This window comes from Pantoea sp. WEP (assembly GCF_041678305.1).
GTDB classification, from domain to species: Bacteria; Pseudomonadota; Gammaproteobacteria; order Enterobacterales; family Enterobacteriaceae; genus Pantoea; species Pantoea dispersa.
The window spans coordinates 3311266-3322632 of the sequence record NZ_JBGNXB010000001.1 but is presented as its reverse complement, the minus strand read 5'-3'; the positions used below and the strand labels follow the sequence as shown (position 1 = coordinate 3322632).

The 11367-nt window shown below is 56.8% G+C and carries 10 protein-coding genes; 9 read left to right on the top strand and 1 reads right to left on the bottom strand.

What is annotated here, in order from left to right; all coding sequences use genetic code 11:
• The first annotated feature begins 69 nt into the window (after nt 1-69).
• The 8 genes from murC (at nt 70) to secA (ending at nt 10353) form a co-directional block, all read left to right on the top strand.
• Complete coding sequence (gene murC, locus ABVR31_RS15595; RefSeq protein ID WP_031279704.1) at nt 70-1545, top strand: UDP-N-acetylmuramate--L-alanine ligase; 1476 nt, start codon at nt 70-72, stop codon at nt 1543-1545.
• Nucleotides 1538-2458 (top strand): D-alanine--D-alanine ligase, encoded by a 921-nt coding sequence (locus tag ABVR31_RS15590; protein ID WP_104188113.1) that lies wholly within the window; start codon nt 1538-1540, stop codon nt 2456-2458. Before murC ends, ABVR31_RS15590 begins: the two co-directional genes overlap by 8 nt.
• 1 nt (nt 2459) lies before the next feature.
• The gene (gene ftsQ / locus ABVR31_RS15585; RefSeq protein WP_058780440.1) at nt 2460-3299 is read left to right on the top strand and encodes a cell division protein FtsQ; all 840 of its coding nucleotides are present in this window, start codon (nt 2460-2462) and stop codon (nt 3297-3299) included.
• Nucleotides 3296-4552 (top strand): cell division protein FtsA, encoded by a 1257-nt coding sequence (gene ftsA, locus ABVR31_RS15580; RefSeq protein ID WP_013507861.1) that lies wholly within the window; start codon nt 3296-3298, stop codon nt 4550-4552. Before ftsQ ends, ftsA begins: the two co-directional genes overlap by 4 nt.
• Nucleotides 4553-4623: 71 nt before the next feature.
• A complete protein-coding gene (ftsZ, locus tag ABVR31_RS15575; protein WP_021507556.1) occupies nt 4624-5778 on the top strand; it encodes a cell division protein FtsZ in 1155 nt (384 codons plus the stop codon).
• 101 nt (nt 5779-5879) lie between these two features.
• Nucleotides 5880-6797, top strand: coding sequence for a UDP-3-O-acyl-N-acetylglucosamine deacetylase (gene lpxC / locus ABVR31_RS15570; RefSeq protein WP_372773385.1), 918 nt, complete (start codon nt 5880-5882; stop codon nt 6795-6797).
• Nucleotides 6798-7069: 272 nt separating this feature from the next.
• On the top strand, nt 7070-7570 hold the full coding sequence (secM, locus tag ABVR31_RS15565; protein WP_132466702.1) for a secA translation cis-regulator SecM: 501 nt from the start codon (nt 7070-7072) through the stop codon (nt 7568-7570).
• A gap of 77 nt (nt 7571-7647) precedes the next feature.
• The gene (gene secA / locus ABVR31_RS15560; RefSeq protein ID WP_059010287.1) at nt 7648-10353 is read left to right on the top strand and encodes a preprotein translocase subunit SecA; all 2706 of its coding nucleotides are present in this window, start codon (nt 7648-7650) and stop codon (nt 10351-10353) included.
• A 40-nt stretch (nt 10354-10393) separates the two neighbouring features.
• Here the strand turns inward: secA and ABVR31_RS15555 are convergent, their stop codons facing one another.
• Nucleotides 10394-10780, bottom strand: a complete 387-nt coding sequence (locus ABVR31_RS15555) for a transcriptional regulator (protein WP_021507552.1) — start codon at nt 10778-10780, stop codon at nt 10394-10396.
• A gap of 185 nt (nt 10781-10965) precedes the next feature.
• Here ABVR31_RS15555 and mutT point away from each other — a divergent pair, with 185 nt between their 5' ends.
• Entirely contained in the window at nt 10966-11361 is a 396-nt protein-coding gene (gene mutT / locus ABVR31_RS15550; RefSeq protein WP_010618124.1) for an 8-oxo-dGTP diphosphatase MutT, read from the top strand.
• The last annotated feature ends 6 nt before the right edge of the window (nt 11362-11367 follow it).

Sequence of the window (11367 nt, the reverse complement as noted above, 5' to 3'; positions counted from 1 at the left end):
TTAACCGGTCAGTTTGACTGGCCCGCATCTGAATGCAGGTGCAAACGGGAAAACAGGTAACAGAGACAGATGAATACACAACAATTGGCAAAACTGCGTTCTATTGTGCCCGAGATGCGTCGCGTCCGGCACATCCACTTTGTCGGCATCGGCGGTGCCGGCATGGGCGGTATTGCCGAGGTGTTGGCGAACGAAGGCTATCACATTAGCGGCTCCGATCTGGCGCCCAATCCGGTTACGCAGCATCTGGCCTCGCTGGGCGCGACCATTTACTTCAACCATCGCCCGGAAAATGTTACCGACGCCAGCGTCGTCGTGGTTTCCACCGCCGTGGCGCAGGATAACCCGGAGCTGGTGGCGGCGCGTGAGCAGCGTATCCCGGTGATCCGCCGGGCGGAGATGCTGGCTGAGCTGATGCGTTTCCGTCACGGCATTGCGATTGCCGGCACGCACGGTAAAACCACCACCACCGCGATGGTGACCAGTATTTATGCGGAAGGCGGTCTCGATCCGACGTTCGTCAATGGCGGTCTGGTTAAAGCGGCGGGTACGCACGCGCGCCTCGGCAGCAGCCGTTATCTGATTGCGGAAGCGGACGAAAGCGACGCCTCTTTCCTGCATCTGCAACCGATGGTGGCGATTGTCACTAACATCGAAGCGGATCACATGGATACCTATCAGGGCGATTTTGAGAACCTGAAGCAGACGTTTATTAACTTCCTGCACAACCTGCCATTTTACGGGCGCGCGGTGATGTGCGTGGACGATGTGGTGATTCGCGACCTGATTCCGCGCGTGGGCCGTCAGGTCACCACCTATGGTTTCAGCGACGATGCGGATGTGCGGGTCGAAAACTACGAACAGCGCGGCGCGCAGGGCCACTTCACCCTGATTCGTCAGGACAAGCCGGTGCTGCACGTGACGCTGAATGCGCCGGGTCGCCATAACGCGCTGAACGCCGCGGCAGCCGTGGCGGTTGCCAGCGAAGAAGGCATTGACGACAACGCCATTCTGGCGGCGCTGGAGAGTTTCCAGGGCACCGGTCGCCGTTTCGACGTGCTGGGCGAGTTTGACACCGCAGCCGTTAACGGTAAGCCAGGCAGCGCGATGCTGGTCGACGATTATGGCCATCATCCGACCGAAGTGGATGTCACCATCAAAGCGGCGCGCGCCGGCTGGCCAGAGAAAAAGCTGGTGATGGTGTTTCAGCCGCATCGCTACACGCGCACCCGCGACCTGTTCGATGATTTCGCCAATGTGCTGTCACAGGTGGATGTGTTACTGATGCTGGATGTCTACCCGGCGGGCGAAGCCGCTATTCCGGGCGCGGACAGCCGTTCACTGTGCCGTGCCATCCGCAATCGCGGCAAGGTCGATCCGATTCTGGTCTCCGAGCACGAAGCGCTGCCGGATGCGCTGGCACCGCTGCTGTCCGGCGACGATCTGGTGATTGTGCAGGGCGCCGGCAACATCGGCAAAATTGCCCGCAAGCTGGCTGAGATTCAGCTGCAGCCGGCTCTGAACACGGAGGCGCGCCATGGCTGAGAAAGTCGCGGTATTGATGGGCGGTACCTCCGCCGAGCGCGAGGTGTCACTGATGTCCGGCAGCGCGGTGCTGGCAGGACTGCGTGAGATGGGCATTGATGCGCACGGTGTCGACACCCGTGACGTCTCAGTGCTGGACCTCCGGCAGCAGGGCTTTGCCAAAGCGTTTATCGCGCTGCACGGTCGCGGTGGCGAAGATGGCACGCTGCAGGCGCTGCTGGAGTTTCTGCAACTGCCCTACACCGGCAGCGGCGTCATGGCGTCGGCCATCACCATGGATAAACTGCGCAGCAAACTGCTGTGGCAGGGCAGGGGATTGCCGGCGGGCAAATTTGTCTGGCTGACGCGCCAGCAGTATGAGCAGGGGCTGGATGCTGCAGCGCAGGCGTCGATCGCCGCGCTCGGACTGCCGCTGTTTGTGAAGCCAAGCTGTGAAGGTTCCAGCGTTGGCATCAGCCGCGTGAACCAGGCGGAAGCGCTGCCAGCCGCGCTGCAGGAGGCGTTTCGCCATGATGATGACGTGCTGGTGGAAGCTTTTCTCAGCGGTGCCGAATACACCGTGGGCATCGTCGGCGACGAAATTCTGCCGTCAATCAGAATTCAGACCGCCAGCGAGTTCTATGACTATGAAGCAAAATACATTTCTGACGATACTCAATACTTCTGCCCGAGCGGTCTGAGTGCGGAGAAAGAGGCGGAACTGCAGACATTAGTGCTGGCGGCGTGGCGCGCGTTAGGCTGCAGCGGCTGGGGACGGGTTGATGTGATGGTCGACGGTGACGGCAATTTCCAGCTGCTGGAAGTTAACACCTCGCCTGGCATGACCAGCCACAGCCTGGTGCCGATGGCGGCGAAGCAGGCGGGATACAGCTTCCCGCAACTGGTGGCGCGCATTCTGGAGCTGGCTGACTGATATGTCTCAGGCGGCACTGCGCGTTAGAAATCGCGAACCTCAGGAGCGTGCGCGCTCCGGACGGAGCAATGGGGCACGGCTGTTTGGCATCGTGTTCCTGCTGCTGGTGATGGGCATCATGGTGGCTGGCGGCCTCGTGGTGCTGAAGTGGATGAATGATGCGTCGCGTCTGCCGCTGTCGAAGCTGGTGGTGACGGGCGAAACCCACTACACCACGCACGATGATATTCGTCAGGCGATTTTATCGCTCGGCGCGCCGGGAACGTTCATGTCGCAGAACGTGGACATTATCCAGCAGCAGATCGAGCGTTTACCGTGGATTAAACAGGTTAGCGTGCGCAAGCAGTGGCCTGATGAGCTGAAGATAAACCTGGTGGAGTTTGTCCCGGTGGCACGCTGGAATGACTCGCACATGGTGGACGCCGATGGCGTCTCCTTCAGCGTCCCGGCCAGCCACATCGGCAAAGAAACGTTGCCGATGCTGTATGGGCCGGAAGGCAGTGAGAAAGAGGTATTGGCTGGCTATCACACCATGAGTGATGTGCTGCGGGCCAGTAAGTTTACCCTGAAGGTCGCGTCGATGACGGCGCGGCGCTCGTGGCAGCTGGTGACCAGCGACGATGTGCGCATCGAACTGGGGCGCAGCGACACCATGAAGCGTCTGAACCGTTTTATTGAGCTCTATCCGGAGTTGCAGCAGCAGGGCCAGAGTCAGAACCAGCGTATCAGCTATGTTGATCTACGCTATGACTCCGGCGCCGCAGTAGGCTGGGCACCGGCACCGATTGAGCCACAGGACAGTAATCAGCAACAAAACCAGGCACAGGCTAAACCACAATGATCAAGGCAACGGACAGAAAACTGGTAGTAGGACTTGAAATCGGCACTGCGAAGGTCGCCGCCCTGGTTGGGGAAATTCTGCCCGATGGTATGGTCAACATTATTGGCGTCGGCAGCTGCCCGTCCCGCGGTATGGACAAAGGCGGCGTGAACGATCTGGAGTCGGTGGTGAAGTGCGTTCAGCGCGCCATCGACCAGGCGGAATTGATGGCAGACTGCCAGATTTCGTCGGTATACCTTGCTTTATCGGGCAAACATATTAGTTGTCAGAACGAAATCGGGATGGTTCCGATTTCCGAAGAGGAAGTCACTCAGGATGATGTGGAAAACGTGGTGCATACGGCGAAATCCGTTCGCGTGCGCGACGAACATCGTATTCTGCATGTGATTCCACAGGAATACGCCATCGATTATCAGGAAGGCATCAAAAATCCGGTTGGCCTTTCCGGCGTGCGTATGCAGGCCAAGGTGCATCTCATCACCTGCCACAACGATATGGCAAAAAATATCGTGAAAGCCGTTGAACGTTGTGGCCTGAAAGTTGACCAACTGATTTTTGCCGGACTGGCATCCAGTTTTTCGGTGCTGACCGAAGATGAACGTGAGCTGGGAGTCTGTGTTGTTGACATCGGTGGCGGTACAATGGATATCGCGGTGTACACCGGCGGCGCGCTGCGTCATACCAAAGTGATTCCCTATGCCGGGAACGTGGTGACCAGCGATATCGCCTATGCCTTTGGCACACCGCCAACCGACGCCGAAGCGATTAAAGTGCGTCATGGTTGTGCGCTGGGTTCGATTGTCGGCAAAGACGAAAACGTCGAGGTGCCGAGCGTGGGTGGACGTCCGCCGCGCAGCCTGCAGCGCCAGACGCTGGCAGAAGTGATTGAACCGCGTTACACCGAACTGCTGAATCTGGTGAACGACGAGATTCTGCAACTGCAGGAGCAACTGCGCCAGCAGGGCGTGAAGCATCATCTGGCAGCCGGTATTGTGCTGACCGGCGGTGCGGCGCAGATTGAAGGTCTGGCGGCCTGTGCACAGCGGGTGTTCCACACCCAGGTGCGCATCGGTCAGCCGCTTAACATCACCGGCCTGACGGATTATGCGCAGGAGCCGTACTACTCGACGGCGGTTGGCCTGCTGCATTACGGCAAAGAGTCACACATGAACGGTGATGCAGAAACGGAAAAACGTGCTTCAGTGGGCAATTGGTTTAAACGCATCAACAGCTGGCTGAAGAAAGAGTTTTAATTTTTTGAAAAAGGAGATCATCAGGCAATGTTTATGATCTCCAGGCGACAGGCACATAACGGAGAGAAATCATGTTTGAACCTATGGAATTAACCAATGACGCGGTGATTAAAGTCATCGGCGTCGGCGGTGGCGGTGGCAACGCCGTAGAGCACATGGTACGCGAGCGTATCGAAGGTGTGGAATTCTTCGCTGTGAATACCGACGCGCAGGCGTTGCGTAAAACGGCGGTCGGCCAGACGATTCAGATCGGGACCAATATCACCAAAGGTCTCGGTGCGGGTGCTAACCCGGAAGTCGGCCGTACCTCGGCGGAAGAGGATCGCGAAGCACTGCGCTCTGCGCTGGAAGGGGCAGACATGGTGTTTATCGCCGCGGGCATGGGTGGCGGTACCGGTACCGGTGCAGCTCCTGTGGTGGCTGAAGTAGCCAAAGATTTAGGCATCCTGACGGTTGCGGTGGTGACGAAGCCCTTCAACTTCGAAGGGAAAAAACGCATGGCGTTTGCTGAGCAGGGTATCGCTGAGCTGTCCAAGCATGTTGATTCACTGATCACCATTCCTAACGACAAGCTGCTGAAAGTGCTGGGCCGTGGTATCTCTCTGCTGGATGCCTTCGGTGCGGCTAACGACGTGCTGAAAGGTGCGGTGCAGGGTATCGCAGAACTGATTACCCGTCCGGGTCTGATGAACGTCGACTTCGCCGACGTGCGTACCGTGATGTCAGAAATGGGTTACGCGATGATGGGTTCTGGCGTTGCCTGTGGTGAAGACCGTGCTGAAGAAGCGGCCGAAATGGCGATCTCCAGCCCGCTGCTGGAAGATATCGATCTGTCGGGTGCGCGTGGCGTGCTGGTCAACATCACGGCGGGCTTCGACCTGCGCCTGGATGAGTTCGAAACCGTGGGTAACACCATCCGCGCCTTCGCCTCGGACAACGCGACCGTGGTTATCGGTACCTCGCTGGATCCAGAGATGAACGACGAGCTGCGCGTCACCGTGGTGGCGACCGGTATCGGCATGGACAAGCGTCCGGAAATCACTCTGGTGACTAACAAGCCTGCGACTCAGCCGGTCATGGATCATCGCTACCAGCAGCACGGCATGGCGCCGCTGCCGCAGGAGCAGAAACCGGCCGCGAAAGTGGTGAATGACCAGCCAGCGTCATCCAGCAAAGAGCCTGACTATCTTGATATTCCAGCCTTCCTGCGTAAACAGGCAGACTAAGAATATCCTGAGAATTGGGATTCTCCGCTCTTTGTGCTAAAGTGTTCGCCCGCCGGTAATTTATACTGGCGGTCGGATGGGTAATATTGCGAGATAATGCGATGATCAAACAAAGGACATTAAAACGTATTGTTCAGGCGACTGGCGTCGGTTTGCATACCGGCAAAAAAGTCACGCTGACTTTACGCCCTGCGTCGGCTAATACCGGGGTCATCTATCGTCGCACTGACTTGAATCCACCGGTTGATTTCCCGGCTGATGCAAAATACGTGCGCGACACCATGCTGAGTACCTGCCTGGTGAATGATGAAGGCGTGCGTATTTCGACGGTTGAACACCTGAATGCTGCATTGGCAGGTCTGGGTATCGACAACATTATTGTTGAAGTCGATGCGCCAGAAATTCCGATCATGGATGGCAGTGCCGCGCCTTTTGTTTATTTGCTGATGGATGCCGGTGTCGAAGAGCTGAGCAGCGCGAAGAAATTCGTGCGCGTGAAGCAAACGGTACGGGTAGAAGATGGCGATAAGTGGGCCGAGATCAAACCGTACAACGGTTTTTCACTCGACTTCACCATCGACTTCAAACATCCGGCGATCGACTCAAGCTCGCAGCGTTACCAGCTCAATTTCTCGGCTGAATCCTTTGTGCGTCAGATTAGCCGTGCGCGCACCTTCGGCTTTATGCGTGAAATCGAATATCTGCAGTCTAAAGGCCTGTGCCTGGGCGGTAGTTTAGATTGTGCGATTGGCCTCGATGACTTCCGCGTATTGAATGAAGATGGCCTGCGCTTTGAAGATGAGTTCGTGCGTCACAAAATGTTGGACGCCATCGGCGACCTGTTCATGTGTGGTCATAACGTGATTGGCGCATTCTCTGCGTTCAAGTCCGGCCATGCGCTGAACAACAAGCTGTTGCAGGCGGTACTGGCTAAGCAGGAAGCCTGGGAATGGGCGACCTTCGAAGACGAAGCTGAACTGCCACTGGCCTTCAAAGCGCCAAATTTAGTGCTGGCGTAATAAGTCAGCCATCAAACGGCGGGCTTCCCTGACACCCTCTCCGGTCAGTGGAACCCGCCGTTTTTTATTGCCCGTCGCTGAGGCTGTAATCCCGCTCGCAAAACCCTGTTGTCCGCGACCAAACCCTGCGCAAAAAAACGTGAAATCCGCCGTAAGCCCTTTAATCCCTGATGTCGAAGCCCCACATAAGTGCTATTATCTGGCGCTCATGTAAGCAGGGTACGTAACGTAACTCTGGCTTAGCGCTTAATGACTGGCATGATGGACGAAAGGTGATCGGGATTTTCTCACGCTGGCGACAACTCGGCAGACGCTATTTCTGGCCTCATCTCCTGTTGGGAATGGTGGCGGCCAGTCTCGGCCTGCCTGCCTGTGCACAAAGCGCAGAGCCCACCAGCAGCGATTCGCCGGTCAGCAGCCTGTTTACCGGCAAGGTGGTGCGGTTTGATCACCTGATTCGCCTGCAGGAAAGCGCGCGTCGCCCCAGTTTCAACGTTGACTACTGGCATCAGCACGCCATCCGCACCGTCATTCGCCATCTCTCATTCAGCATGACGCCGCCCGCAACAGCGGAAGCGGAACATGCATTGCCGCTGGCGGCGCAAAAGCTGGCGCTGATTGACTCGCTGCAGGCGCTGCTGACTTCACCCGCGCAACCTTTAGCCACGATGGCACCGCCGTCGCGAGCGCATCATGTTTCGCCCAACGTTCACTCTTCTGCTGACTGGCAGGCTGCTATTCATGGCATCCGCGCCGGACCTTTCATTGCTTAACGCTAACGTTTTTTTCCTTTTTCTGTTTTTTGCCTTTGCAGCCCGTATTGTTACGGCTGAATTGAGATAAATTTATTATGTTAATCAAATTGTTAACGAAAGTTTTTGGTAGCAGCAATGATCGTACTCTGCGCCGCATGCGTAAAGTGGTCGATGTCATCAACAAGATGGAGCCGGAGTTCGTCAAACTGTCTGACGACGAACTGAAAGCGAAAACCGATCAATTCCGCGAGCGCCTGAAAAAAGGTGAAACGCTGGAGAGCCTGATTCCCGAAGCCTTCGCCACCGTGCGTGAAGCCAGTAAGCGCGTGTTTGGCATGCGCCACTTTGACGTGCAGCTGATCGGCGGCATGGTGCTCAACGAACGCTGCATCGCGGAGATGCGCACCGGTGAGGGTAAAACCCTGACTGCGACGCTGCCGGCTTACCTGAACGCGCTGAGCGGCAAGGGCGTGCACGTTGTGACCGTCAACGACTATCTGGCGCAGCGTGACGCCGAAAACAACCGTCCGCTGTTTGAGTTCCTTGGTCTGACAGTCGGTATCAACCTGCCGGGCATGCCGGCGGTGGCCAAGCGCGCTGCCTATGCAGCCGATATCACCTACGGCACCAACAACGAATACGGCTTCGATTATCTGCGCGATAACATGGCCTTCAGTCCGGAAGAGCGCGTACAGCGTAAACTGCACTATGCGCTGGTGGATGAGGTGGACTCGATCCTAATCGATGAAGCGCGTACCCCGCTGATTATCTCGGGTCCGGCCGAAGACAGCTCCGATCTCTACATCAAGGTCAACAAAATCATTCCACACCTGGTGCGCCAGGAAAAAGAAGACTCGGATAACTTCCAGGGCGAAGGTGACTTCTGGGTGGATGAAAAAGCCCGTCAGGCGCACATGACCGAACGCGGTCTGGTGAAAGTGGAAGAGCTGCTGGTCAGCCAGGGCATTATGGATGAGGGCGAATCACTCTACTCGCCGACCAACATCATGCTGATGCACCACGTGACGGCAGCACTGCGCGCCCATGCGCTGTTCACCCGCGACGTTGACTACATCGTGAAGGACGGCGAGGTGATCATCGTTGATGAACACACCGGTCGTACCATGCAGGGACGTCGCTGGTCTGATGGCCTGCACCAGGCGGTCGAAGCCAAAGAAGGTGTGGAGATCCAGAATGAAAACCAGACGCTGGCTTCCATCACCTTCCAGAACTACTTCCGTATCTACGAGAAACTGGCCGGTATGACCGGTACCGCTGATACTGAAGCGTTTGAGTTCAGCTCCATCTACAAGCTCGATACCATCGTGGTGCCGACCAACCGTCCGATGGTGCGTAAAGATATGGCCGATCTGGTCTACATGACCGAGAAAGAGAAGATCGATGCCATTATCGAAGATATTCGTACCTGTACGGCTAACGGTCAGCCGGTACTGGTGGGCACCATCTCGATTGAAAAATCGGAAGTGGTATCCCAGGAGCTGACGCGCGCGGGTATCAAGCACAGCGTACTGAACGCCAAGTTCCACGCCAGCGAAGCGGATATCGTGGCGCAGGCAGGTCAGCCAGCCGCGGTAACCATCGCGACCAACATGGCCGGTCGTGGTACGGACATCATGCTCGGCGGTAGCTGGCAGGCGGAAGTAGCCGCGCTGGAAAACCCGACGGAAGAGCAGATTGAAGCCATCAAGGCGGCGTGGAAACTGCGCCATGATGCGGTGCTGGCGGCAGGCGGTTTGCATATTATCGGTACCGAACGCCACGAATCACGCCGTATCGATAACCAGCTGCGCGGCCGTGCGGGTCGTCAGGGTGACGCCGGTTCTTCGCGCTTCTATCTGTCGATGGAAGATGCGCTGATGCGTATCTTTGCCTCCGATCGTGTGTCCAACATGATGCGTAAGCTGGGTATGAAGCCGGGCGAAGCGATTGAGCATCCGTGGGTAACCAAAGCGATTGCTAATGCGCAGCGCAAAGTGGAAAGCCGCAACTTCGATATCCGTAAACAGCTGCTGGAATACGATGACGTCGCTAACGATCAGCGCCGCGCCATTTACAGCCAGCGTAACGAACTGCTGGATGTCTCTGACGTTTCGGACACCATCAACAGCATCCGTGAAGATGTGTTCAAAGCCACTATCGACACTTACATTCCGCCGCAGTCGCTGGAAGAGATGTGGGACGTCCCGGGGCTGGAAGAGCGTCTGCGCAATGATTTCGATCTGGATCTGCCGATTGCCGAGTGGCTGGATAAAGAGCCGGATCTGCATGAAGAGACGCTGCGTGAGCGCATCATGAGCCGCGCCAGCGAAAACTATGCGGCGAAAGAAGAAGTGGTCGGCGCAGAAATGATGCGCAACTTTGAAAAAGGCGTGATGCTGCAAACGCTCGACTCGCTGTGGAAAGAGCATCTGGCGGCGATGGACTATCTGCGCCAGGGTATCCATCTGCGTGGCTATGCGCAGAAGGATCCGAAGCAGGAGTACAAACGTGAATCTTTCGCCATGTTTGCCGCGATGCTGGAGTCGCTGAAGTACGAAGTGATCAGCACCCTGAGCAAAGTGCAGGTGCGGATGCCGGAAGAAGTGGAAGCGATGGAGCAGCAGCGTCGTGAAGAAGCAGAGCGTCTGGCACAGCAGCAGCAGCTCAGTCATGTCGATGACGACACCGCAGCGGCCGCTGCACTGGCGGCACAGGGCGGTGAGCGGAAAGTGGGACGTAACGATCCGTGCCCATGCGGCTCAGGTAAAAAATACAAACAGTGTCACGGTCGTCTGGCCTGATAACAAAAAGGAGCCCGCGGGCTCCTTTTTCTTTGGCTGATTAGCGGGTAATCGCCATCAGCTTCTCCTCATTCAGCCGCACGCCATGGTAGGGCAGCGTAACCAGCAGCCCATCCGGCAAACCATAGCGTTTCAACAGCGCCCGGCTCTGAAACAGCAGCTGGTGATAGTTGTTGTCGCTGATCCCCGGATAGCTCTCATTCCATACCGTGGCAATGATCTGCCGTTTCGACGTGATGCGCAGCAGCAGGCAGGAGAAGAAGCGCTTCTGTGCTTCATTAAGCGGGATGGTCTTCTGTTCTGGCCACCAGGTTAAGGTGTTCTGCGCGCTGTCGAGCGTCAGGATGTCGTGAAAAACCAAATGGCGTAAGGTATTCATCTGTTTCTGTGCGTCTTGCGCCAGAAACGTTGTTAGTTTGCGTTCCATGTGTAGTCGGCCTGGCTAGAGTAAAGTGGCTGCGAGTATTCCCAACATGGCGCCGTGCGATCATTACGACCTGTCTTAATAACTGGAATCTGTGCGACAGGATCGCGGTGAGGCCGACAGCAGTTAACATCGTCCGGCGTCTGCTTTAAAATCAGCGCTCACTCACTACAAGCGGAATCCAGCTTATGAAACACCTGCAGGTTGCGGTGGGCATCATTCGCAATGCCAGTCGTCAGATCTTTCTTGCCCAGCGCGCAGCAAGCTCGCACATGGCCAACAAATGGGAGTTCCCGGGCGGAAAAATTGAACAGCACGAAAGCGCAGAACAGGCGTTAAAACGTGAGCTGATGGAAGAAACCGGTATTGAAGTGACGGCGGCGAAAGCGATTGGTCAGGCCGACCACAGTTACGACGACCTGCGTGTTACGCTGCATTTCTTCCTGGTGGAGGGCTGGCAGGGTGAGCCGTGGGGACGCGAAGGTCAGCCGCAACGTTGGGTCGAGCAGCGTGATTTAGTGGCCGATGAATTCCCACCTGCCAACCACGCCCTGATTGCCCGCTTAGTGGCGGGCGAGATTTAAACTCAG

Excerpts from the sequence above, each read along its gene's own strand:
- ABVR31_RS15555 (WP_021507552.1), bottom strand. The coding sequence starts at position 10,780 with ATGGAACGCAAACTAACAACGTTTCTGGCGCAAGACGCACAGAAACAG.
- ABVR31_RS15590 (WP_104188113.1), top strand. The coding sequence starts at position 1,538 with ATGGCTGAGAAAGTCGCGGTATTGATGGGCGGTACCTCCGCCGAGCGC.
- lpxC (WP_372773385.1), top strand. The coding sequence starts at position 5,880 with ATGATCAAACAAAGGACATTAAAACGTATTGTTCAGGCGACTGGCGTC.
- ftsZ (WP_021507556.1), top strand. The coding sequence starts at position 4,624 with ATGTTTGAACCTATGGAATTAACCAATGACGCGGTGATTAAAGTCATC.
- secA (WP_059010287.1), top strand. The coding sequence starts at position 7,648 with ATGTTAATCAAATTGTTAACGAAAGTTTTTGGTAGCAGCAATGATCGT.
- ftsQ (WP_058780440.1), top strand. The coding sequence starts at position 2,460 with ATGTCTCAGGCGGCACTGCGCGTTAGAAATCGCGAACCTCAGGAGCGT.
- ftsA (WP_013507861.1), top strand. The coding sequence starts at position 3,296 with ATGATCAAGGCAACGGACAGAAAACTGGTAGTAGGACTTGAAATCGGC.
- murC (WP_031279704.1), top strand. The coding sequence starts at position 70 with ATGAATACACAACAATTGGCAAAACTGCGTTCTATTGTGCCCGAGATG.
- mutT (WP_010618124.1), top strand. The coding sequence starts at position 10,966 with ATGAAACACCTGCAGGTTGCGGTGGGCATCATTCGCAATGCCAGTCGT.